Source organism: Aequorivita sp. H23M31 (assembly GCF_004022485.1).
Lineage (GTDB): Bacteria > Bacteroidota > Bacteroidia > Flavobacteriales > Flavobacteriaceae > Aequorivita > Aequorivita ciconiae.
Map to the genome: position 1 here is coordinate 765,205 of NZ_CP034951.1, position 24,630 is coordinate 789,834.

Annotated in this window: 23 protein-coding genes and 1 pseudogene; 6 read left to right on the top strand and 18 right to left on the bottom strand. The window is 37.7% G+C overall.

Features of this window, described 5'->3' with window-relative positions; genetic code table 11:
* Nucleotides 1–8: 8 nt before the first annotated feature.
* The 6 genes and pseudogenes from EI546_RS03405 to EI546_RS03435 form a co-directional block, all read right to left on the bottom strand.
* On the bottom strand, nt 9–245 hold the full coding sequence (locus EI546_RS03405; protein ID WP_128249228.1) for a hypothetical protein: 237 nt from the start codon (nt 243–245) through the stop codon (nt 9–11).
* Nucleotides 242–1,810, bottom strand: a complete 1,569-nt coding sequence (locus EI546_RS03410; protein WP_128249229.1) for a hypothetical protein — start codon at nt 1,808–1,810, stop codon at nt 242–244. Before EI546_RS03410 ends, EI546_RS03405 begins: the two co-directional genes overlap by 4 nt.
* Before the next feature lie 204 nt (nt 1,811–2,014).
* A pseudogene (locus EI546_RS03420) lies at nt 2,015–2,808 on the bottom strand (TraB/GumN family protein).
* Between the two features lie 219 nt (nt 2,809–3,027).
* Nucleotides 3,028–4,140 carry a hypothetical protein gene (locus tag EI546_RS03425; protein WP_128249232.1) on the bottom strand — a complete coding sequence of 371 codons (1,113 nt, stop codon included), beginning with the start codon at nt 4,138–4,140 and terminating at the stop codon, nt 3,028–3,030.
* 162 nt (nt 4,141–4,302) lie between these two features.
* Entirely contained in the window at nt 4,303–5,901 is a 1,599-nt protein-coding gene (locus EI546_RS03430; RefSeq protein ID WP_128249233.1) for a hypothetical protein, read from the bottom strand.
* 154 nt (nt 5,902–6,055) lie between these two features.
* Nucleotides 6,056–7,255, bottom strand: a complete 1,200-nt coding sequence (locus tag EI546_RS03435) for an IS4 family transposase (RefSeq protein ID WP_128249226.1) — start codon at nt 7,253–7,255, stop codon at nt 6,056–6,058.
* A 433-nt stretch (nt 7,256–7,688) separates the two neighbouring features.
* On the opposite strand from EI546_RS03435, the gene EI546_RS03440 reads away from it, so the two are divergent.
* Nucleotides 7,689–8,474, top strand: a complete 786-nt coding sequence (locus tag EI546_RS03440) for a tyrosine-type recombinase/integrase (RefSeq protein ID WP_317127442.1) — start codon at nt 7,689–7,691, stop codon at nt 8,472–8,474.
* A complete protein-coding gene (locus EI546_RS03445; protein ID WP_128251520.1) occupies nt 8,455–9,609 on the top strand; it encodes an IS91 family transposase in 1,155 nt (384 codons plus the stop codon). The genes EI546_RS03440 and EI546_RS03445 overlap by 20 nt, the downstream gene beginning before the upstream one ends.
* A gap of 296 nt (nt 9,610–9,905) precedes the next feature.
* On the opposite strand, the gene EI546_RS03450 is transcribed toward EI546_RS03445, so the two are convergent.
* From EI546_RS03450 to EI546_RS03460, 3 genes are read right to left on the bottom strand one after another with little or no spacing between them, the layout of a single operon-like run.
* Nucleotides 9,906–10,235 carry a hypothetical protein gene (locus EI546_RS03450; RefSeq protein WP_128249234.1) on the bottom strand — a complete coding sequence of 110 codons (330 nt, stop codon included), beginning with the start codon at nt 10,233–10,235 and terminating at the stop codon, nt 9,906–9,908.
* Between the two features lie 2 nt (nt 10,236–10,237).
* Nucleotides 10,238–10,975 (bottom strand): hypothetical protein, encoded by a 738-nt coding sequence (locus tag EI546_RS03455; RefSeq protein WP_128249235.1) that lies wholly within the window; start codon nt 10,973–10,975, stop codon nt 10,238–10,240.
* Between the two features lie 22 nt (nt 10,976–10,997).
* A complete protein-coding gene (locus EI546_RS03460) occupies nt 10,998–12,377 on the bottom strand; it encodes an IS110 family RNA-guided transposase (RefSeq protein ID WP_128248746.1) in 1,380 nt (459 codons plus the stop codon).
* 2,993 nt (nt 12,378–15,370) lie between these two features.
* On the opposite strand from EI546_RS03460, the gene EI546_RS03465 reads away from it, so the two are divergent.
* Nucleotides 15,371–15,793 (top strand): DUF6943 family protein, encoded by a 423-nt coding sequence (locus EI546_RS03465; RefSeq protein WP_128249236.1) that lies wholly within the window; start codon nt 15,371–15,373, stop codon nt 15,791–15,793.
* A gap of 439 nt (nt 15,794–16,232) precedes the next feature.
* Here EI546_RS03465 and EI546_RS03470 read toward each other — a convergent pair whose 3' ends face one another.
* From EI546_RS03470 to EI546_RS03485, 4 genes are read right to left on the bottom strand one after another with little or no spacing between them, the layout of a single operon-like run.
* Complete coding sequence (locus tag EI546_RS03470) at nt 16,233–16,478, bottom strand: hypothetical protein (protein WP_128249237.1); 246 nt, start codon at nt 16,476–16,478, stop codon at nt 16,233–16,235.
* Complete coding sequence (locus EI546_RS03475; RefSeq protein ID WP_128249238.1) at nt 16,465–16,722, bottom strand: hypothetical protein; 258 nt, start codon at nt 16,720–16,722, stop codon at nt 16,465–16,467. Before EI546_RS03475 ends, EI546_RS03470 begins: the two co-directional genes overlap by 14 nt.
* Nucleotides 16,709–17,122, bottom strand: a complete 414-nt coding sequence (locus EI546_RS16415; protein ID WP_128249239.1) for a DUF5675 family protein — start codon at nt 17,120–17,122, stop codon at nt 16,709–16,711. The genes EI546_RS03475 and EI546_RS16415 overlap by 14 nt, the downstream gene beginning before the upstream one ends.
* 3 nt (nt 17,123–17,125) lie before the next feature.
* Nucleotides 17,126–17,881: a hypothetical protein gene (locus tag EI546_RS03485; RefSeq protein ID WP_128249240.1), complete on the bottom strand. Its 756-nt coding sequence runs from the start codon at nt 17,879–17,881 to the stop codon at nt 17,126–17,128.
* Nucleotides 17,882–18,066: 185 nt separating this feature from the next.
* On the opposite strand from EI546_RS03485, the gene EI546_RS03490 reads away from it, so the two are divergent.
* Entirely contained in the window at nt 18,067–18,264 is a 198-nt protein-coding gene (locus EI546_RS03490) for a hypothetical protein (RefSeq protein WP_128249241.1), read from the top strand.
* 393 nt (nt 18,265–18,657) lie between these two features.
* Here EI546_RS03490 and EI546_RS03495 read toward each other — a convergent pair whose 3' ends face one another.
* A complete protein-coding gene (locus tag EI546_RS03495) occupies nt 18,658–19,554 on the bottom strand; it encodes a helix-turn-helix transcriptional regulator (protein ID WP_128249242.1) in 897 nt (298 codons plus the stop codon).
* Nucleotides 19,555–19,633: 79 nt separating this feature from the next.
* Here EI546_RS03495 and EI546_RS16125 point away from each other — a divergent pair, with 79 nt between their 5' ends.
* Nucleotides 19,634–19,804, top strand: coding sequence for a hypothetical protein (locus EI546_RS16125; RefSeq protein WP_164905161.1), 171 nt, complete (start codon nt 19,634–19,636; stop codon nt 19,802–19,804).
* Nucleotides 19,805–19,873: 69 nt separating this feature from the next.
* Entirely contained in the window at nt 19,874–20,044 is a 171-nt protein-coding gene (locus EI546_RS16130) for a hypothetical protein (protein WP_164905162.1), read from the top strand.
* A 116-nt stretch (nt 20,045–20,160) separates the two neighbouring features.
* Here EI546_RS16130 and EI546_RS03500 read toward each other — a convergent pair whose 3' ends face one another.
* From EI546_RS03500 to EI546_RS03515, 4 genes are read right to left on the bottom strand one after another with little or no spacing between them, the layout of a single operon-like run.
* Nucleotides 20,161–20,604, bottom strand: a complete 444-nt coding sequence (locus tag EI546_RS03500; protein WP_128249243.1) for a hypothetical protein — start codon at nt 20,602–20,604, stop codon at nt 20,161–20,163.
* Between the two features lie 12 nt (nt 20,605–20,616).
* Complete coding sequence (locus EI546_RS03505; protein WP_128249244.1) at nt 20,617–21,153, bottom strand: hypothetical protein; 537 nt, start codon at nt 21,151–21,153, stop codon at nt 20,617–20,619.
* Entirely contained in the window at nt 21,144–24,206 is a 3,063-nt protein-coding gene (locus EI546_RS03510; protein ID WP_128249245.1) for an ATP-binding protein, read from the bottom strand. The genes EI546_RS03505 and EI546_RS03510 overlap by 10 nt, the downstream gene beginning before the upstream one ends.
* Nucleotides 24,206–24,628, bottom strand: a complete 423-nt coding sequence (locus tag EI546_RS03515) for a hypothetical protein (RefSeq protein WP_128249246.1) — start codon at nt 24,626–24,628, stop codon at nt 24,206–24,208. The genes EI546_RS03510 and EI546_RS03515 overlap by 1 nt, the downstream gene beginning before the upstream one ends.
* Nucleotides 24,629–24,630: the final 2 nt, after the last annotated feature.

Genomic DNA, 24,630 nt, shown 5'->3' on the forward strand with positions numbered 1-24,630 from the left:
TTTCTGACTCATATCCCTGTATTTGCTACTTCATCATTGAACCGCAATTCTAAAACCTTTATGAATCGCAGCGAATTTATCAATCTGTTCTTTAATTCTCTTAACAAAGCCGAATTTTTGATTAAGATTTCCTTTCCTTGCTGAAATTGATCCTGTGGTAAAAATCTATAATCGGTAGCCACTTCTTTATTTATTTCCTTTCTTGTGATACCATCGCGATTTACTCCTATCTCTCTATTAATCATTCTTTTATAAAAAAAACTATTATAAGATCTTCTTGTATCGTTATTTCCACTTGTGTTATTCCGAGGCGCTTAAAATGATCCGTTAAATCATTTACACTTATTTTAATGGTAGATTTATCAGTAACAAGTGCTAGTTTGTCCCCCTTTTTATTGTCAGGTTGACTTTTTATTTCAAATGCACCTGCAATTAGCTGATTGTTTATAATAAGGTCTTTCCCTTTTACCCTTAAATTATGACCTTTGATTGGAATTTGAAGATTGGCATTCGGCACCAACAAACCAGTAAAATTTGTCAAGTAGGTCTCCTCCATTTGACCGTTTTTGTAAACATGGACACGCTCATTTTCTGCAATCCTTTTTAGCAGAGGATTGTTTTTAATACTCGAATGTATTTGACCGTAATTATAATCCATAATTTTAGGTGGAAAAACCAATTGGGCCTTATCAAATTCTAATAAAATACCAGTTCCAGAAATTTCTGCAGTCGAAGAGCACAAACTATCAATGACCATTTTGTCCGATCTAAAATTGGAAAAATAAAAGGCATCGGAATAGACCAGAATATCCGCAGAAACATTATTTCCGGTAGAATCTGTTTCAGATTTATTGGTAACAGAATCTGCTTTTCTTAGGATGTCCGTACTAATTTCAACAGAAGCAATAAACTTTCCTGTATTGCCCGATAGATGCCCGTTGTACAATTGGTTTTTTAACTTGAAGTCTATCTTTTCAAAAAGTAAATTTTCTCGGTTTTTAGTTATAGCTCTTAGCCGGTTTTTTTCCTCTTCATTTATTCTATGGTTGGTGTTCTCTGTTAACACAAATTCTTCTACAATAAGTTTTGCAATATCAATTTGTGCTTCTTCAAGGTTTTGTGTAATTGTTGCTATTGTGCTTGTTCCATCTTCTAAATAAAGAGCATTATACTCCTGTATAGCGATATTGTAGTTCGTATTGATCTTATTGATAAATTGTTTGTAATCATTAGATATTTCAGCATCATCCCGGTAAAAGAATTGCTCTTCAATAATCTCTTTCAACATTATTTGAAGATCTCGAGGTCCGAACATATATGTGCCCCCAGTCAAATAATCAAAATATGCAAAAGCTGAATAATCAAAATCCTCCGTAGAATAACTTATTTCGTCCCTTTCAATATTAATCCCAAAATAGGGTATAACATAAAATTTGTCACTATAGTCGCAAGGGGTCAGATTTAAAGTCAGTGCTTTATCCTTTGTCGATATTATAATGGGTTCTGTAGCAAGTAGCTTCATGCTCAAACCGCTTCCCAGATTCGTGAAATAAATATTTTCATATAAGTTATCTAAAGTCCAATTAGAAACTCTATTGAATTCAGCCTTGTCCAGCATTAAGCTCACGGGCGGTCTATATCTGCCAATATTTCTAAGTACGACATCGCTAGTGCATTCACAAACCTTTTTAATTTCTTGATGGGTATGCTTATTATTTATTTCCTTTGTGACAGTCCTATTGCTGCTACACGAAAAGATGAATAGTAAACAAACTAAAAAAGTGAAAGCTTGTTGTTTGGTTTTGTCCATTATGTATTATGTCTTATGCAATTAATGCTATCTTTTTTGTTCTTGACCATTGAGTCTAAAATCCATGTGACATTTAAAATCCTATTCGGTATATCACTTATCTCGTAAATATACAATCACTTTTTAATATCCCTAGACCTAGTATTTCTTGTGTCCTTTAATTAACATAAATTTTCTATTCCCCGCTTGGACATCTTATTTTATTTATTTCCGCACTGATAATGAAATATGCTCTACTACATATCCTCTTTCTCGAAGTTGGACTATTAATCCACATTGTCCATAAAGATGGAGTAAACCAACAGCGATAAAACAATTTTTTTCAGTAGAATCTTTGCGAGTTGTGGAATCCAACTTTCATTACGAGTTCTAAGTTCTTTATTCCCACAAGTCTCCTGAAATTGGTAATCAAACTGCATATTCATATACTCTTGCGCGGACTGGCAATTTCTATTAATATTCCGATGTTTTTTGATGTCAATGATAATAGTGTGGATTGGTTTCTCTACGTCTTTCCAAGTCATTTTTGTTTTAGAAAGAGAGTTGATCAGCTCAATCTGTAAACTGTCTGTTTCCAAACCATATAATTTGATGGAGTTCTCCGTCGCAAGATTCTTTAAATATTGTTCAAAATGTTTCCATTTGTCAGAAGGTTTAACTGTGCCACATTGGGTTTCAACGTATGTCTGTTGAAGTTTAATCAATAATTCCATTGGCGATAACTTTGAAACAGGTACTTTCCAATCGGAAGAAATTTCATCTAAATAGGCCAAATCAGATTGCTTCAAATTATTTTTATAATCATTATTCCCTTTGCGCAGATTCATTAATTCTGAAACTGCATTTCCGGCATTCGTTGTTTCAAAAATTGCCAATTCTGATGATTTTAAGGCTTTTTTAATTTGTGGTATTGAATCTACGAAGCTGTTTCCTATTTGGTGGAGAGTACCTAATAAATAAGATGTTTTGTTAGTTGAAGGGTCTTTAACTGACCACAATATGGTGTTTTGTCCAAATGAAATAATGGATATCTGGAATAATAAAAATATGAGTATTGCTTTTTTTTTTCATCATAATGAAGTTTATTTAACTTGTGCTATTATTCACAGGAGTGTGATTGATGTATCATCTTTTCAGCCTTTAATGCGCCTAAATTTATAAAATCCCTTACCATTATTGGACTTATCCCCTATTGTGTTTATACCACTTCGCCAAAGTTATTTCAATGCCTCCGCTTTTAGTTGGTTTCTCAAATATTGGTTTAGATTGCTTCTTTTTATTCCAAGGTATTTCTCAATTGCGCTATAATAATCATTATCCGATTTTCCGCTATTCATAAATTCCTTTATCATCGCCCAACCTCCCCTTTCATAAATCCGTTTGGCAATTAAACCTCCTAAGGAATAATGATAACTCGTATATTCATCCAAATTAACCAAATCGAGTAAGTTGTTCAGGTTAATTTCTGGATGTTTTTGCAGATAGTCATAGGTTCTCTTTAAATGCCAATGTAAGTCCTTCCCTCGGCTACCGCCCAAAAAGGTTGCCATACCTTCTGAAACCCAATAATGCTTATTTGGATAATGATCATCGATTTCTACGTGGAAAACTTCGTGGGGATAATATTCTCCTAATCCGCCACAAAAAACCTTGTCGTCTGAAGCTTTTCCTGACGGTTTCGTTTCTCCACCCATTCCGATATAACAATCAAACCCTTTTAGAGCCTGAATTTCATCAAAATCATCGGCTAAATAATATTCAATTGGCTTGGGTTTAACGTCAAAATCATTACAAATATCTTTAATAAAATTATTCAGTTTTTCGGCCTTTTCGTAGTTGAATTCGTGATATTTTGGATAATAGAAATCTACAAAGCCAACCTTCGTAGAAAGCCACTCTTTTTTGTTAAAAGTTAGAGCGTTGTATAATTTATAGCTTCCATTTTCTTTTTTTACAAAATAATTGGCTATCGCTAAAACATAAGGCTCTCCATTTTCTTGACATAATCCAAATTGAGCTTTTATCTGATAAACTCCATTTTTTGATTTTATACTCAATACGTGGACGGGAAAGCCCATATATAATGAGGGTTGAAATTCACTTTCTAAAAAGTCATATTTTATATGTTCTTTTTGTTCTTGTAAATTCCAAAATGAATTTTTTTCGCGATTTTGTCGATTCGATTCTAAATAGTCCTCGAAAAGCTTCATCACTTTTTTAATTTCTAAATTTGTTGAATCTAAAATGTGGTTGTAGGTTACATTTTGAGCATTTGTTATAAAGCTCAATGTAAAAATTGAAAGAAATATTTTGAATTTTAAAGGTTTCATTTTAATTATTCAACATTTACGTATATCGGAGGCGAGTTTCCGTCCATACTTTACCAAAATTGTCTGCAAGGCCGGTATATACTCACATTCTAGTTCGGGTGTTCCGAAGTTTCAGCGTATCAAATGAGACCTGTCAACTTCATAGCTCCTTTATTGGCACGGTTAGTTATCCAAAAACTCATTTCCTAACCTATCTAACCATCCTTTTTGACCATTTGGTAATTCAAATCTTGAAAAATATTCTGCAACTTCAATGTTTTTGTATTTTGGCTTTTCATTCAGACCATACAAACCCAATAATCCGTTTTTAGAAAATAAAATATGTGATGTACCCATTTTAAGCTTAATGAAATCGAACTCTGCTGGCAATAATTCTTTCAATTCTATTATTGGATACTTTTTTGAATTGTCATTATAGTCTATTGCTATTGCTTTGAGAGAAAACAGGCCAAATTTCTCACCATGCTCTACTACAATTAATTCAGTAAAACCAAACGCCTTAAAAAATCGGTGAAAATCAATAGATTTGGATGTTTGCTTATTTTGTAGCATCGTATAATCTAAAAAATTGACTGAGTCGTATTTATCTTTATCAAAAAGATTTTCTATAAAACTTAAATCTACTTCTTCTTCATCATAATCAACATAGTGATGTTGTATGTCCAAATAATAATTTGTACTATCTTTTTTTATTGACAAATAACTTGAGCCCATTGAACTATTAAAGCCACATATTATTAAAGGTTCTTTTTCTGGGAGTTGCGCAAGTATACTTCCATTCTTTGTAATGTACTTTATTTTATCGTTGATTAATGCTATTGAATAGCCTTTATCAGAGAGCAAAGGAAAAGCAGATTGAATGCCTTTAGGTGTTATATCCTTAAGTTTAAAATTATAAACATTTATCAATTCATCTTCTTTACCGACAATGAAACCATTGTTTACGATTATTGTGTCAAATTTTTTATTAATTAATTTTTGTCCAAAAACAGCATCTGTTAAGAAATTGTTTTCGAACTTGAATTGGCGACTCCAGCTAAATGATTTATCATCATAACTTTCGAGGTTATTTAAAAATTCTAACTCTGGTTGTAAATTAAAATCCTTCGATTCAAATTTGGTAATAATTTGTTTTTTCGTTGGAATAATATACCCGTAAAAATCAATGAGATATTTCCTGTCAGAATGCCAAGTATTATCATACGAAGCATTATATCCGATTTTATTGAATATAATAATACGTCTGTTTTTGGTAATGTTTATAACTTCAAAATTCATAAAATCTTGTTCATTGCATCCCCATTCAGGTTCCGTGTTTTTATTAAATTTTTCAAAGTAACATTCTGTGGCAATAAAAGTGGAATTATTGTATAATGACAAAACTCTAATTTCTTCTTCTGAATTTTTATGATAAAACGGTTTGGTTAAAATGTTCTGCTTAAATTGTTTGGGATTTTGTTTGACAATATCCTTTACATCAACAACAAAGGAGTATTGATTACCATTCAAGGAAAAATTGTTAAATCGTTCAATATCAAAATCACTAACAGGAACTGTACGTAATTCAATTCTTTTCCCACGATTTTCATCTGTTGGATAAAATCTAATTTCAGTTTTTAAATTAATTTTTCCATTTTCTTTTTTCAAAAAAACTAATTCGTTTTTATCGACTAATATAAAATCCGCATCTATATCAATATTGGTCTGCGCCAGAATTAATTTTGATGAAAGTAATAATAATATTAAGCAGATTTTATTCATAATTGTTGCCCTTGGTTTGCTTTCGCTAACAGGTAGTAGAATTAAAAATTATATAACTAATCATTGTTGTCCGATAAAAATCTAAAGTAGCAAAAATAGCATTGTCGTTGCCATATTTTACTGGATTGTGTTCCGATTTTCAAAACAGAACCCCCTAAGGATCGAAAAAGCTCAATTGGCCAATGTTTTTTGTGGTGATTTCTTCCCATTTGGAGTCTGGGTTTTTCAGGAACTTGAACAGATCGATGTAGGTCATCAAATGGTAGCGTATTACAGACACCATATTTGAATATGCCCAACTTCTCTGCGCCTTTCTTTGTATTACCAGCATTATGAGTTGAATGATCAGACTGACCCAGATCTGTATCTCTATTGCATTTTGGTTGTCGCCCAGAAAGTATTTGAGGGGAAAGTTCTGTTTTAGGCGTTTGAACATGGTCTCTATCTGCCAGCGATTTTTGTAGATATCAGTGATCCTGTCGGCCTCCACTTCATAGTTGTTGGTGATGAACTCATATACCTTGCCCTTCTCCTGGTGCCAAAAGGCTATCCGCCGTAGGTGGAATTCGTTGCCTTCCTTATCGGCAAGCGTTATTTTTTCATCCTTTAGGACAGCATCGTCCACGTTGTCCGGAATATCAAACTCTTCAAGGCTCGTATAGCGTGCATTGCTCTTTTGCCTGGTCACAAAGTAGATGCCATCCAACGTCCATTGCTCGTATTGCTGATAATCTACGTATCCTTTGTCAAAGACAACATAGGAACCCTTCTTTAGATCGAGTTCTTTCAAAAACGTATGATCGTGCGTCGCGGCATCTGAAAATTTTATCAGACAAGGAACATCCTCCATGGCGTTGATCATCGTGTGCATTTTTATCCCGCCCTTCTTCTTGCCGTTGAGCGGGTTCCGGCCAACACCCCTCAATATGTCGCTAAAGAGCGCTATTGTCGAGGAATCGACTATTTTGAGGCCTTTTATGGCGGGCTCCCTGGTTCTGCTGTCCGATAAAAACCGGTGGTAACGTTTATAGAGACCAGAGTAAATATCAGCAAAGACCTCTGCACTTCTTCTTTTGTTGGCATCGGACAACGTACTGCGTTTTGGAAAGTCCCGTAGCCCTAAATGGTTGATCTTGCCCTCGCACGCCAGCATTATGCTTGTTACTTCGCGAAGTGAGTTGCAGCCACTGATAACGGCGAATATCATCGTAACCAAGTGATCATAGGTCGTGAACTTTTTGGTGTACCTGTCGCTGTTGTGCTTCTTTGCTGTCCGATAAATATCTTTGGCGTCAAGGAAGTTTAAAACCTGTTTGATAATAGGTTGTCCACTGAAATTTTTACTTTTGTTCATATCTCGAGTTTTGTGGTAAAAACTAAGATATAAATAAAGCGGGAAATCCTTCTTGGAAATCCCGCTTTTAAAAATGTTTATCGGACACTACTGATAACTAATAGTAAAATGTTTGTGTAGGTTACTACTTTTTAATCGTTCAACAATACCAGAATTCCTTTGGAGAAAATTATTGGAGAAAATGTTTGGTTTTTACCTCAGTTCTTTGTTGAACTAAACCTAAAGGTAGCTTCACGGGACAGTTATGTCACGATTCACTACCTTTAGGAATTAAGGTTTAATCTAATACTCAATATTATGAAAAAAAAATGACACCCTTATCCAAAGGGCAATTATTTCCGTTCCAGAGTTTGCAACACTCTACCACAAACTCAAACGATCTGTTGAGCTCGCTGGCAAAAGCCAGAGCACCCTTACCAACTATGCCCGCTGTTTGGCACACATCGCACTCCATTTTAACTGTAGCCCACTTGAGCTCGATGAGGAACAGATCTTGGACTATCTGCACGTTTTAAAGTCACAGCACAAGACCCCTTCGGACAGTTTTTTCAAGCACACCGTTTATGGTCTTCGCTATGCCTACCGCATCTTCGGGATGAAAGAGATGCACGTGGTGCTCCCGAGCATCGAACGTCCCAAGAAACTCCCCGTTGTGTTGAACCAAAGGGAGATAAAACAACTGCTGAAGACCCCTAAACTGCTCAAGCACCGATTGATACTTGCGATGCTCTATGGTTGTGGGCTCCGCAATTTTGAACTCCGCAACCTACAGTGCAGGGACCTGGACTTTGACCGAAAGATGGTGCACGTGCGCCAGGGCAAAGGACGCAAGGACCGGTATGTTCCCCTGTCCGAGATGCAGATCCGTGGTCTAAAGAAGTACTTCTTGGCGGAAAACCCCACTACCTGGTGCTTTACCGGCAATGATAAAACAGGCAGTCCTGCACAGCTTTCCTCACAGGGAATACAATGGATCGTACGTGAGGCCCGCAAGCAAAGCGGGATCCCAAAGGAGATCACCGCCCATATTCTGCGCCACACTTATGCCACCCATCTCTTGGAAATGGGCCTGGACATTATGAGCGTGAAGGATCTCTTGGGGCATGCGGATATCCAGACTACGCTTATCTACCTTCATGTGGCACAATCGGGTAGGCAAAAGCCATTCAGTCCGCTGGATAGGCTTTATGGCAATAGGGATGTCCTGTCCCGATCATGAAGTAGCGCACGTATTGGAGCGCAACAGGGAGAGCCTTGCCGATCTTTGTGCCAACAGCTGGCAAGCACGCACCCTGCACGCCCTTCGCAAGTGCCGCACCGCGGCCCTGGGCGGCCACATAGACGGTTGCGACAATCCTACCTGCCATAAGCTCCATCTCAGTTACAACAGCTGCCGCAACCGTCATTGCCCCAAGTGCCAGGGACACAAAAAGGAGGAATGGATCCGGGCAAGGGAGGCAGATCTATTGAACGTTTCTTACTTCCACGTGGTCTTTACCCTGCCCTGTGAACTGAACCAATTATGTCTGTACGAGCCAAAATTGGTGTACGACCTTTTGTTCAAAACGGCCTGGGGCATCATTGGGGATTTTGGTGCCAACCCCAAGCTCTTGGGCGCCAAGATGGGCATGGTCGCCATCCTGCACACCTGGGGCCAGAACCTCTCGTTGCACCCACACCTGCACTGCATCGTTCCCGGGGGCGGGATCACCCAATCCGGCAAATGGAAACATGCCAAAAGCAAGGGAAAGCTTGGCTGCCGAACGGCACGCTACCTGTTCCCTGTAAAGGCAATGGGCAAGGTCTTTAGGGCCCGTTTTGTAGCTGGCCTGCGCAAGGAACTGGGGAAATCAAAGCCCCCTTCATTTTACGAAAGCCTGTTCAGGCACAACTGGGTGGTCTATTGCAAACGTCCATTCTTTAGGCCCTCGCAGGTAGTGGAATACCTGGGGCGCTATACCCATAAGATCGCCATAAGCAACCATCGGATAAAAAGCCTGGAAGATGGAAAAGTAACGTTTATGGTAAAGGATTATCGGCAAGGGGGCAAAAAGTCGATACTCGGCCTGCCCGATGCCGAGTTTATCAGGCGGTTTTCATTGCATATCCTGCCCAAGGGGTTTACCCGTATCAGGCATTACGGCATCTTGAGCAGTTATTATAAGCGAACTATTATCCCAGAATTACAAGAAGTGGTTGGCAAACCAGAGCTTGCGGAAACAGAGCCTTTGATGCACCGCAAGTGTCCGGCCTGCAAGAAAGGCAACCTGGTCACCATCGCGACCTTCCCCGCCCGGGGACCACCGCAACACTGGCAAGAACAAATCAAAAAACAGTTAAACAGGCCCATTTAAAAAAACGTGAATCCCGACGTAACGGGACTCCTATGGCCACCCCGAAACTTCGGGGGAAGAAAACGGCCTGACAGACCTGAAAAGCAGAGAAGAGAAACTACAAATGAACAGTACACATTGATTCCTTAGCAAAAAAAGAGGTCAACGATCCCAAATCAGGAAAGACCGACTCCTAAAGATCCATCCCAAACTAGACCAATCCCCATAGGGCAAACCGACAAAAACCGGTTCAGTCAACACTGCATTCATGTTGGGTCGTTCCGACCACACGAATGCTTAGTTATTGTAAAACGTTTTTATCTATTAGTGTCTTTATAATTTTCCCTAAGATAAGATTTGCTTTTTTTTATAAAATCAAAGTAATATTTATTAGCTATATCGATGATTGTTTTAAATTCTTTTATTATTTCTGAAGGTAATTTTGGATTTGGTTCGAATGCAATTAAATATTCATCTAACCTATTTCTAAAAGAATCTTGAATATTGCCAATACAATGATGAAAATCCATTTCTGTATATTTATCAGTTTGCAATGCCATTAATTCCTTCCAATAACTTTTAAATAATTTGTCACAAGAATTATCAAATTCTCGTACTGACGTATTTTTAATTTTTTGATTATCCATTTTTAGAGGAGATTATTAATTAAGGGAATATTAAGTTTCTTTTTTCGTATAGTTTTAAATTCCAAACCCCATAAATCATTATTATTATCTTTCAATAAGGTTACGATGTAATATTGGTCATCAGAAATATCACGATTTATCATAATATCACTACCTTTTTTCATACTCGATTCTTTTTTTAGATAACCAATCTCTTTAAAGCTTTCAAATGAATTGATTAAATATTCATTATAATATTTGTCAAATGAATTGTTAACTAATGTTCCGTTATTTTGATTTGCATTTGGATAATTTCTTTTATACCAGTAATAAATATCATCAGGTCTTAAGATAATTCTGAAAGGATAACCTTGGCCTTCATAAAACTGTCCAATTAATCTTATTCCATTTTTTGGATAGGCTAAATATTTTACATAATCTTCATCGCTAATATTAGCTTTGTCCCAATAGTAAAGTGTAAATTCATCTCTAAACTTTTCCTCTTTATTTTGAGTTATTAAAAATTCATTGCTTGACTCGGAAAATGCGGTAAACATTTTTAAGTTTGAAACGACATAAGGAGATTTTTCCCATTGTTCACGGTTATCAAATGCCCGAATATCAAATATTCCATTTTCAAATTCTTCTATATTGTCGGGCGTAATTTCATCAAATTTTATCTGGTTATAAGAACTGAAATAATAAAAAAGAAAAAGTCCAAAAATTAACATTAAGGCGATAAATATTTTAATGAGTTTCATAGTTTTTAAATTCTGACTAACGTCAAATTAAGTTGCTGATATTCAGGTTGTTTTTAAACCCTAGGTCCTCTGGTTTCAATTCAAATTTATCCATTTGTTTTTTAATGCGGTTCACTAGTCCGAGTTTTCTTTTTTGGTCCAGGAACAAGTATTGTTTCGGAGGCTGATATTGGATTTTTTTTGTGATCATGTTCCATATAATTACTGCGAGTTTTCGAGCCGTTGCACTCACTGCCGAATGCCTTCCCTTGCGGTAGGCGACCCTTCGGAAAAAGTCGGATAGATGGGTGCCCTTTAGGTTGCCTATGGCATTGGCCGCTTGGCGCAGGGCGATCTTTAGCCGGTTACTTCCCTTAGGCACTCTGTTGCTTAGTATTTTCTTTCCTGATATCTTATTATTGGGCGCTAGCCTGAGCCAGGAAGTAAATTGTTTAGATGAGCCGAACTTATTGAAGCCCTCGGGACCTATCTCGCTCATAATGGTCAATATCGTGGAGTGGCTCAATCCTTCGATGGCAAAGAGATCAACCCCGTCAAAATAGCGGAAAGCTATTTGGTTCAGATCTTTGATCTGTGGTGCATTTTTGTTCATCCTCTTATGCGGCTTTTCAGTTGTTTTCATTTTCCCGCGCTCAGGATGCTGTTTCAGTTCTTGCTTTATAAAATGTTCGATCTTTTTGTCGCAGTCCGCAATCTTTTTTTGAAAGAACTTATAGGCCTCGAACTCTTGTTGTAGTCCAAAGAGATAGTCAGACCGGTTGTTGCCGTGGAGTGCACTGGCAATTTCTTCTTTTGGTTTTCTGCAGTTGTAGTGGCGGTGCTCGGCTAGACTAAGGGGATCAAGGTTGCCCTTGCAGATATCCTCAATGATCTTCATGCCTGTAAGGCCACATACGTCCTTGACCACTACGTCCAATCTAAAGTTCAATAGTTTTAGGTACTTCTGCATCTTGTGCGTAGCCGAAGCGGCCAGATCTATCCAGTTTCCCCTTTGGCGACAGAATGTCCTCAACTGTTCGGTTGTAAGATCTGGTAGGAAGCTGCCGCTGAGCAACCCTAGGGTGTGGAGTTTCTGTATCCATCGGCAATCCTTAACGTCTGTTTTTTTACCCTTGGCATTCTTGGTGAACTTTCCATTGGCCAGCACCACCTCAAAACCGAAGGAGATAAGCTCTACGTACAGGTTTTGCCAATAGTCTCCAGTGGACTCCATTGCCACTGTGGTCACGTCAGATTCCATGAGCCACTGGCAGAGTGCTGTGAGATCTTCGGCATAGACCCCGAATTCCCTTACATTGTCTAGTTCTTGGCCAATGGCCACATAGTGGGAGCGGCTGCCCACGTCGATTCCGGCGGCATTGAAATTTACAACGTCCATGCCGAGTTTCATTTTTCTTTCCATGATAAAAAAGTTTATGGATTAATAAAAAATGACCCTAAGGAAATGTAACTTTGATATAGAAAATTATTCTGAACGGGGTTCCTCTTTGATGGACCACCACTGAAATTATCAACAAGCCCTTGAATTAGTACTTCGGGGGCTTTTACATTTCAACCAGAATGTGTCCCGGGCTATGACGCGCCAGTTTAAAAAACGGCCTTGCATAGGATCAACGTAAAGTTCGGGAGTTCTTACCGTTAGCTCAAGAAATTAATAGAAATTTTTATATGGGGAATGTTTTACAACCTGTGGATAAATACATGTTTGATTGGTGTTATACCGCACATGTACGCAACTTCATTTCATAAATTATAAACTCAAATATACCCGATTCTATAGGATTATCAAACAACTAACTATAATTCGTTCCAATTCCATCCAAATAGTATAATTATCATTCCAAAAAGTTTCCTAACCGTTGAGAACGACTCATCACTCCTCCTGGCTGATGTTTGAATTTATACATTACCAATTAAACTTAATTCCTACTAATCTATTTAACTTGAATTTATTCCAAATAAATAACCATAATATCCGGTTGAGTAGAACACATCACAACCACTTAGTTAAACCATTAACATCACGGAAGGCAGGTAAATAGGTGTTCGTCAGTCGTTCCGTTTCGTTCCGCAAAACATCCCGACAAGGGTATACAAGCAGCTATACTTTAATATTTAAAAAATGGAATAGCTGCCCTTGTCGGGACCATAAATAGCCACTTGAATATCATTGAAATATTGGCCTAGCTCGCTTGTGGCTATTCACGAGCACTTAAAACAATATAAAAGTCGCGAGCTAAATAGCACCGCTGCGGCGACACGTCCTCGCTGGCACTATTTATTTGTTTTGCTTCACACACTACACTCCTTCCTCACCCCGTGGCTACTCCATCCCCCCAAACCCCAATAAGGTGCCTGCCCGCCGGCAGGCGGGTTCGCTATCGCTCACCACTTTTATTGGGGGTCTGCCGCCACTTGATAATTGTGCGAGCCTGCGGGTCGCTGCGGGCTGATCGGGCTGTCACGATTTTTGCATTTCCCCATTTGCCTACAGTCGCTTCAGTCCTAGTCGTTCCTATATCGCTTCCGTCAACCAAACAATTCCAAATCTCTACCCCCTTCTCGGGAGGGGGCCAGGGGGAGGACCTTCAGCCACTTTCGGCAACCCGCACAAGAGTAGCTCCTTCTCTCCACTACACGAGCCTACGTACCTCCATTTCGCAATGCCACCTGGTTCATCTCAATTTCCATCCGCTACACCTAAATAAAAACTATATAATATAATAATTCATCTTACTCCGGCATTGCTCCATTACGGCTCCGGCTCGTTTCGCTAAACCTGCCCTGATGAATAGAAGGGTTCAGTCGCTACCCTTGCCTTTCCCATCCGAAGCAAAAAATCGCGCCAGCCCTGCCGTAAACGGTTGGTGTCTGCCGCCCTCCTTCCTCGGGCTACTGCATCCACCACCCTTGCTCCGCTCGCAGGCGGCTCGCACTATAGTTCCAGCAATCCATTCCGTTACTCTCCATTCCTTGCTTCCACTATAGCTTCGCTTTGGTTTACCTGCCTAATAAACTTCAATCCAATAACAATCAAAATCCCAGTTGACTTGTATAGAAAAGACATCCGATAAACATTCCTGAATAAAAATGAACTTCCGCCTTGAAAAACCAATGGTTTACGAAATAATTTTTGATTTTATCTGAAGATCTTATTTAGAAAGCTTCATATAAACTACCAAGATTAGGATTATTTATATAAGGTCCTTATTGGCCTATCGAAAACTTATCGTAATAATTTGAAATGAGAGCGCCGTCAAAATTTTAGGCTGTTTGAGCAATCCAACTCTTTTTCGAAATCAAAAATCTTTAAAGCGAGTTCCTAATCCCGAAGCTTCGGGAAGGCGCCGAATGAAAAATTTAGATAAGTTTTCGTCAGCCTAGATTTTTTTGGCTTGGTTTATCCTGAGCGCAGTCGAAGGGTTTGCAGCAATGGAAAAAAGAACAAGTTAAATCATTCAGAATAAAATTGATTAGGAGCATAATACTATCCGACTTCTACCATCAAGACCCCATTCCAATTCACCCGATTTACTGAAAAAAATAATCCCAGTTTAATTCCGAATCAAACCAACATTCCGTTAGAGAGAAGTAAAAACTCCAACATAAAGCAAAGGTACAGGCGTGCGGATGCGAGAGCTGCAAGGGTTCGCTTCGCCTGTTTTAAAAAAAAATCTCCACCCTGGCTTTGGTTTGAATCAGAGTTTCCACTGTTATTCAAACTATGGTCTGCGCCAGTCACCTCCGTTGTTAAATGCCGGGTAGTATTTTTTTTAACAGCCCTTGCATCAGTCGCACCGATCCTGTGGCATAAGGCATTATGTTCAAGTTTTTATTTAGAGTCCGTTTAGGTAGCCGGTGGTTACTGGCGGGCATACGCACCTCGGGCAGTCCGTTCTTCTGTGGTGTGCATCACGTAGGCTTCAAAGAGTATACGTTGCGCATCCTTTGGCTAGAGTGCTGCCTCACAGAGCTCCCTTTTTAGGGGGCTCTTTTTTTTAGTCCTTCCCCGAAAAATTAATTTCAAGAGATCAGACGAGATAGGCGGGTTGTGCCTCCGAAACCTTGCTGAAGAAGAAGCCAGGAATTCATTTTTAAAAGCAAAAAATCAAAGCAAAGGTAGTATGGGCGCCAAAAGCAGCAATAAAGACCAAGCCCTATGGTTTTGAGAAAAATCTCCACCCAGAATCCTGTCAACATCCCTCTTCATCCACTCAAATCCGCAAGGCCTCTGACCTCTGATCCCAATCCAAACCGGGTCGTATTTTTCCCAAAAGTCTTGACAGCCGCGCGCCCCTACTGGAATGCAGCTTTCTTTTTCCTTTTTTCTTTTTTCCGAAAAAAATAAAGGGGAAGGGAAGCAAATCAATCAATGTTTAATTAAAAATAACAATTATGAAAGCATTCAAAATCAAAACACATCAACCTGGAAAAACCTACCAGTCCCCTCATTTCTTTATCATTAGCAAAGGAAAAAATGCCGGCGAACCCAGCATTCGCCCCCTTACAAATTCATTTGTAGTCTTCGCAAATTCAGCAGAGGAAGCGCAGCAGTTATTTTGGATTTGCAACATCCTCTATTGCGGAAACCACTTTAAAACCTGCCTCTTTGGCCCCCTAATCCTTTTTATCCACATTGGAGAAGTCCGATCAGTACGCAATAAAATGATTCGGAACTACGAGGGCCACCACTGGAACGGCCGATTTACAGCTCTTGAGAAACTCGAGCGTTTGACGGAACCCCTCAAACATCAACATCAATGCTTAAACGAATATAAGATTGCCCTGATGCAGTCCTACAACCTTTGCCGTGAATAGTCGACCTATCTAAAAACAGAAAAGCCCGGGATCAAATCTCGGACTTTCTCAATTTATAATTTAATGTGAATTACTTTTATTCCTTATCCTTTTTCTTCCGAAAACTAACATTCCAATTAAACCGAATGATTTAATAATGACTAATTTTCAATGTTGTTAACCCCGGCCTATCGAAAAGGTATCGTAATAATTTGAAATGAGAGCGCCGTCAAAATTTTAAGCTGTCTGAGCAATCCAAATCTTATAGGAATTCGAAATCTTTAAAGCGAGTTCCTAATCCCGAAGCTTCGGGAAGGCACCGAATGAAAAATTTAGATACCTTTTCGTCAGCCTAGATTTTTTTGGCTTGGTTTATCCTGAGCGCAGTCGAAGGGTTTTCATCAATGGAAAAAATGAACATGTTTAATTTTAAGTACAATTATAGTCGTTTCTATAATTACTAAAACCTCTTCTCCTCTTCCTTATCCTTTTTCTTCTGAAATCTAACATCCGACTTAAACTGAGCCGAAAAGAAATTCTTGACAACTATTTTTAACGAAAATGAAACCGAAAAACTCACCACCGCTCCTACTAAAGCCAAAATCCCCGTCCGAATCAAATCATCCGAACCAATAACCGGCAAAGTGGCCAACACCGTTCCACCACAGGTTCCCATAACGGTGGAAAAAGATCTAAACGGCATCATCAGAATTGTTATTTACATCCGATTTGGTTTCATCTTTATCCGGATCACTAACAACCGCCTGACTCACAGCCATTACTATTGTTCCGGCAATAGTTAGGTAAGTTGCCACAGATAGTAACACAGCAGGAATAGCCACTGGTGCCGCCAGAATTGCCGCTCCCGTAGATCCCAATACGATTCCAATATTCCGTAAGGTCTTAAAGAATTTTGGAGTAGGTTTTTTATACCGATCAATTAAATTCATAACCCGTACTTTTAATAGTTAATAAAACAATTTCTTTTCGTTCAAACACTTGATGACACAATGAAAGAACCTTCTGCATGGCCCTTTTGGAATTACTCCCAACTCCTATGGATGTCAATTCCGATACTGGGCCGATACACCCCAAAAGCTCATCCTTGGCATAATTTGCAGGATGCACCAAAATCAAATTCCGATTTGGAACATTCCTAACCAACAGATGATTTCCAAACTTCTTTGAGTACCTTGCTTCCAATTCATAAGTCCCTTCTGGAATACAAGATTGGAAACGTTGATTTCCCAACCAGGGGAGCTCGATTGTGAAGCACAGAAACCTGGAATTCAAAAAGAGGGAACCGTGGGTTCCCTCTTGATGATAACTTCGCTCTAGAACCAATTCCATCCACTATAGAGTATCAGTGAGAACAACCGCCAAGGCGTTAAAAGCGCCATTTTTCAAAGGATACATTTCTCCGTTGACTTCCTGGTAAAACTCCACTCCCAATACCACAATAACTGGCAATGTGGAGTTCGGAGTCAACACTCCCGCCAAACTTAACGGCGCAATATCTGGAGCCGTGTAGTGAAGAATTCCAGAATCCTTCATATCGACAATAAAAGATTCGTTTACAAAATCCAATTCCGCAGCCCCCATCACCAATTTGAAATGAGTGGTCCCACCAGGAGCAGCAATCCGAATTATCGGACTAAAAGCATCCAAATCAGCCGTAACATCTCCAGTCGCGCGATCATAAGCCACAAGGAAGGGAGCAAAAAGAGTAGTGCCCAACTTTCCACGGATATTAAAATCGAATCCCTTAATGAGGCCCAAATTTCCATCTTGGATAGTTCGCTGTCCTCTTTCATTCATAGGGTCAGATTTTACCACAGTCACCAGTTCCTTGGTCAATCTGCTGGTCACTCTTTTATCCTTAGCATTCTGCAACAAAATCCGAATCGCATTCCGGATAAGCTTGCCACCCTTTCCTGCTCTTCCAAATTCAGACCCATTCTCACGGGTCCTCTGGAATGCCGGATCGCTCATTATACGGTCCTTCTCCACCCCACCCTTTTCACGGGCCAGGTGACCGTCAGTCGTTTTGTAAAAGGAAATATCTCCGATAGTCCCTTTCAACTTGATAATACCTTTTTGTCTTGCCATTTCAATAAAATTTTAAGTTCTCGACAAAACACCGTAATTTTAAACCACCACACGATTTTGACCCATCACCCATTCCGAACAAGTCTTTTTTTACCGAAACTGCCGGTAAATAACCCTATTATTGAGTATATATGAAGTATAGATACGGTATAGATGAAGTATAGATAGAGTATGAAAATTATATTATGAAGTCAGATCGAGTGTGCATATTCCCAAAAGACGTCCAACGCATCACTGGAAGAAGTGAGCGATATGGTAGGCTCCTACTCCACCAGATCAGAAAGCATTTTGACAAGCAGCCTCATCAATTCGTCACAGCTGAAGAATTCGCAGAGTTCACAGGGGTAGATTTAGAAACCGTAAAAGACTACCTTAAAGATTAATAAATCTCATTAAATTATAGGAACCCTAATCAGACACCTCTCTTAAATAAAAGAAGCTAAGAGTTTGATTATCAATATATCATTTACGAGGTGTCGTTCAGTCATCTTGGACTAACGGAAAATGATCTAGCTTGGCTAGATTATTTTTTATTTCCAGACGTCAAAAGCGTCATTTTGTAAGTGAATGGGAAGAAAAAATGGGCACACGTTATGCGTTCATTTTACATTTTCACTAAAGGTTATTTTGATTTTGTTAAAAACCATGACATCAATATCACTCTCGCCAGAGACGTATTCCTATGGTCATAATTGCTAAATTCAATTTTAGGAATGAGAACTTATTAAACAAACAAAGTCTTCATTCAGTTTCATTATAACTAAAATTTAAAAGCTTCAATACTTCGCAATTGCGTTTTGCAATTCTTTCCTGATATCTTCCCTTACCCAATTAGGTTCCAAAACCTCAAGTAAACTTCCGTATTTTAAAAGTTGCTGCTTGAGCTCGAAATTATAACTAACGAATAATTTAATAGTATAAAAATCTTCCAATCCATCTTTCAACTCTTCTTGCGATCTGTGGAGTTTTAAAGATTCTAAATATGGTTTTTGACTCAAGTGGAAACGTAAAATCATTCGGGTTGGTTCGTAGTCACTGAAATTTAAACCAACCGTATGTAATAGCTTCTCGTTAGCTTCTTCGGTTTTGTTTATAAAAGGTTTGTTGTCCAAAACTTGTAACCCCATAATTCTATCGAGACCGAATACACGAAATCCATTGTCTGTCTCCCCTACTACATACCATCTGTTTTGATATTCCTTAAGCAGATGTGGTTTTATTTTATGGGTTCTTGGCTCGCTTCTATCTGTATGGTAAAAACTGGTATGCTGAAAACTGATTTCATTTCTATTCTTTATTGCTTCTAAGATTTTATCAAAATATTGAAAGTTCTTCACCAAGCTGGTTTCATCCAGAGACAGATATTTATGAGTATCCTTTTCCAAAGTGATGCTTTTGTTGAGCAAATTTGAAAGAGCAATACGCTTAAAGATATTGGTCAACAACGAAAATTCCTCCGTGTCATCAATGTCCAGTTTATAGCCCTTGGTTTTTGTGTTGTGAATTTTAAAACCAATACTGACCAAAAACTGGTAATCTCTATTTAAGGACGATGTCGAAAAACTTAAACCTTCTCTTTTTAATCCTGCTTCAATTTCTTCGGAAGTCACCAAGCGGTCCGCCGCTTCTAAAAGCTCTAAAAAAACCAAATATCGTCTAATGTCTTTGCTCATAATAGTTACATTTCAATCTTTCCCACTATCTGGGAAAAGTACAGTCTAAATTTGTTGGAAACAACAAAAACAAAGTATTATGGACTTACAAAAATCAGAATTAGATCAATTAAGCCGCTTATTACAAAGCGGAATGAACACCTCAAAAGAAATCGCAGAAATTTCTGGACAGGATAAAGTTACAGTGACACTTTTTACATTGGGATTAACAATGGTTGTGGCTGGGTTGCTTCGCGCTGTCAATGAATAATAAATTATTGGTATCAGCCCAAAGGCCAATTCAAAAAATCGAGTAGGCAAAATACAAAATATTAATATTATGAATGACGAAAAAACAACTGAAGGTAAGATTGTTGCAGCCATCGGAGCTGCAGGAGCCGGCGTTGGCGCCCTAATTGCTGCTTCCGCAGGAATTGCATTTGCAATACCAATTGCTCTTGGAGCGGGTATAGCTTGCATAGGTTATGCGGTGGTTAAAGCCCAAGCCTAGATTTATAAACCCTGAAGTTTGAGGCTTTGGGGTTTAATTTTTACTTCTCATTTGATCCTCAATAGATTTACTCTCTCCTAATTTTAAGAAACGAACTTTATTAAGATCAACTTCTCTTATAACATTCTAGACAATATTTCCTTCACTTTCTGCTGAATCCCTTTATCCGCTCGAGCAATTGCGTGTCTTGCAAATGCGACGTTTATTCCGTGATTAGAGACATTACTAGAGTTAGCCAGCCAATCTTCCATTCTCATCTTCCCTTTTGACTGGTTAATAGTGCGTAAAGTAACGGCAACATTCTCAGGACAGTTTACAACCTCTGCAATTTGAGAGTTAGTTAAGCGGTCTCGATAAGCCATAAAAACAGCTTCTGAAGAACGTATGTGCTCATAATCATATCTATCGCCACCACGCAGAGCCTGTCCAGTATAACAATCAGTATAGAGTGCTATTCCGTCTCCACCTCTCTCCAAAGCCTGTTGATGCATTTGTGCTTTTACTTTTGTGAATAGTAGGTCTATTTCTGCGCGGTGATAGGGGCGGGGCGGGTTATTCATAGTTTGTATAATTTATTCAGCACCCTCTCCTTCTTCTAAATCATCCATCTCATCAATTTCAAGAGCTTCGGCATTTAGCATTGTTAATAAGTCTGGACTTACCCCCAATTCTTTTAACTTATCTTGTATTTCTTGTATCTGAGTTAGTACCTCTTTAAATTTTTCTAGTCCGTCTTTTATTTCTGAAAGAAAACTAGACTCTAATTTCTCACTTATTTCTTTTGCTACCTCATTTACATTTTCTGTAACCTCATTTACTTCCTTGACCTCTTCTGTTGGATTTTCTATGACAGCCTCAGAATCTAACTCTACTTTCTGTTGAACAGCATCTAATTTCTGCGCGGATTCTGTTAATTCATTTTGGCTTTCCGGAGATAAGACTTTGTCAAGTTCCTTAAATGCAGATTCTTTAGCAGTTTCAATACTACCTTTTAATACTTCACTAATGTTCTTACCTGCTTTAATATCGTTTAAGGTTCTGTGACCCGTTTCCTTTAAAACTTTTTCCCCAATTTCTTTCGCTGCAGCTATTACTTTGTCTAATGCCATAATTTAATATTTGTTAGTTTATGATTACTTTCAAGTTTTTTCAACAAATGAACCACATATTTTAAAATAGGTTCAACATCTCTTTCCCCTGTGATACTTATTAATTTTTTCAATAATTCAATTTTCAATTTACTATTAGTCTTGGATTCCCATTCTTGTCTTAACAAAAAATCCAAACCAATAACTTCGTGAATAAAATCTGCATCACGATTAGTCATTTCTTTGGTTCTTTCATATTCTAATATAATATAAAGAACCTCTTCCACCTTGTCCTTTTTATCCGAAACCTCAATGTGGAAAAACCCATCATTTTGTGATTCAAACTTGTCAAACTTACATAGAATTGCTTCCTGCCAATCGTTTTGATATATCGCCGCAACTCCAGTTTCCAGTTTTGCTAATTCTTTGATTTGGTCATCGGAAAGATTCATAGCACTACCTACTAACTTTCTATCTTCAAAGTCAGGTAATCGCAAGCAAATTTTAGTGTTGGTATTTCGAATAACCGACATATCTAAGAGTCCTGGTGCTTGGTCTGCAATTATAAAACCTTCACCATAAGTGCGCATCTCGGCAATAGCATTAGATATCATTTCTACAGATTTACCTGCTAAATTTGCACTAGATGATGATTGTTCTGAAGATGTTCTTTTTAATAAATTATGAGCTTCCTCAATTATAGTTATGTGTTTTAGGTCACTATTACTTTGAGACTTATTTGCAATTCGATATTCATTTAGTCTCATAAATAAAATTCCCATAAATAGAGCCTTTCCTTCTGAAGAAGCTACACGAGATAAATCTACAATCACATTTTTGTCAAATAAATCTTCATCCGAAATACAAACATCAGTAAAAATTAATTTATTCAAACCATTGGTCATACTTCGAACACGAGAAACTAATGCACCTTCATAATTACTTTTAACTTCTTCAGAAAACTTACTTTGAGCAATTACGTTTTCCAACGACTTTAATAAATCTGAAAATAAAGGATATTGTGTTTTTTCTGCAATACATCTAGATTCCTCGAGTAACCAGCCTTTTGATATATAAGCATCTTCAATAGCGTCCTTAAGGATATTAGGCATTGCAGCTTCCATTGGCCAACACGCATTCAGAATTTCGATAAATCGATCTATGTGTTCATATATGTGAATACTTTTAGGAAATGAAAACGGATTAATTCTTAATAATTCAGTTTCCGAAGAATTAGTGCCATATACCGACACATCTTTTCTTCCGCCAAACTCTTCTTTATATTCTCCTTTAGCTGGTTCTATTACAAGAAAGTTAATGCCTTCATCGCAAAGCTTATCTATTAAATTATAAGTAACATTAGACTTTCCAGAACCTGTACTGCCAGTAACGAAAACGTGACTCGTGAATTTATTAAGATCTAATAAAATATCGTTATTTAGCTTTTGCTCATAATTATATAACTGACCAATCTTAATATTATTTTTAACCTCTTTTTTTGGGTTGTTTCCAAAAGGTATTATTTCTACCACATCTAATCCTACCACTGACTTATGAGGAAAATTCATTTGAACCGTAAGTTCATCTGTAGTAATCGCTTGGGCTAAAAATCCGAAATCTACAATTCTTGGAACTTCATATCTCTGTAAATAGGCTACAACTTTATCCTTTTCAGATTTATTAATAGAATTAAAGGTTTTGATTGCAGCCGTTTCAAAGTTAGATTCAGCGCCTTTAGTAATACCATTGTAAATATTAGCAGCAATAATACTATTTTGCTCTTCATCGGATACGAAGTAGACCCCAACATTCCAGAACCCAACTCCTTTTCCTTGTACTAAGCGCTCGATTTGTTTATCTAATTGATCTAAAAAGTTAGATGCTCTTTTGTTGGTATATGTTTTTTGTCTAGAGTTAGAAGTTCCTGACGTATTACCTTTAACATTACCATCTGTATCGGTATGTCCCTCAGTTAAGCCGTCTGTTTCACTTTGACTCTCTGCGCCTGCCTTACTACCTTCTGCTTTGTCTTTTAAATCTAAACCTTCACTAAGTTCTTTTCCTTTATCTAATGCAGCTTTACCTCCGATTATTGCTCCTGGAGCTCCTGCCACTACAGTTCCTAAAATTGCTCCTCCTAAACCAGTGCCATATTTAACAGCACCTTTAACACCTTTTTCTAATCCTTTTGAAAGTGAATCTGCAGTTTTAGAACCTGTTCCAAAAAAGCCATTCATCATTTTTCTGCCAATCCAAGGAGAAGAGTTAGTAGTTTTTGTCTCACTTGTCCCAACAGTTGTACTTTGTGAAGTTGAAGTTGTTTTGCTCGTGGAATAGCTTATGGAATCTGAAATTGAAGTGTTTTCGCCTTCCGTAACCACAAATTCTTTTTCACTTGACAAAACACTATAAATTTGCTCGTAAGTATCTAGAGTCAGTTCTACTTGTTCTGATGAAACTGGGTCTGCAATAAAAAAAGCTGAAAAGGGCTTTCCGTTCATTCCTAAAATGAGATTTTCTATTCCTTGAAAAAATTGATCTTCTTCTTTATCCTTTATTGAAGGAATTCCAACAACAGCAGTTACTTCCTTACAGTTATTAAAAATTTTATTATTAATATCTAGAACTTCTTGATTACCCAGATATTCCTTATCATTTGAAAATTTGGTTCCAGGAAAGTTTCCTTCTAATGCTCCTTTTAAAACTTTTGCTTTTTCATTGACCTTTACACCGGACTTAACTCCGACATATAAATTACATTCTGTACCGTTTGAAACAATTTTAAAAATTAATGAGCTATCAACAGAATGCAGCGTAGTAAATACAGATTTTAGCTTATTGGTTATCTTAACATCTTTTTCATAAACAAATTTTTGTATTTGCAAAAAGCGTATTTTACGCTTAATCTCGTCCGTGGAAATCTGGGACAACAAAGCTTCATTCTTTAATTTATCTATGGATAAAATGCTTAAATGATCATCGCGTAAATATTGTTTTTGTAAATCGAATTTTATATCAATTAAATTTACAGGTGCCGTTACCCTTTCTTCTAGGTTTAATAATTCTTCACTCATTAACTTAAAGCTTTAAAGATTAAATATCCTGCAATTAATACAACACCACCAATTATTACCTTTTTCAAAATTTCGTTATTCACTGAGGGTAGATCCGATTTATCAATGTCTTCTTGTTCTGGAAAAGTTTCCTTGAATAATCCTACCAATAGATAATATCGTTCTTTAGAATAATTTTCACGCATATTCCACTTCTCGTCAGAGAAGTAATCTTGCTTGTCGGTTTTATTTGAAACTTCTATCTCTTTATGTGCTCCAAAATTAAAGTCGCTATTATTAATAGCGTATTCAACTGCCTTATTAATCTCATTTTTATCTCCTTGAAGAAAAAATATATTATCAATCAAAGTTCTCTTAATTTCATTTATATCATTTTCTTTTACACTTCCAATAAAACTCTCATTTTCTGTAAATTCTCTCATTA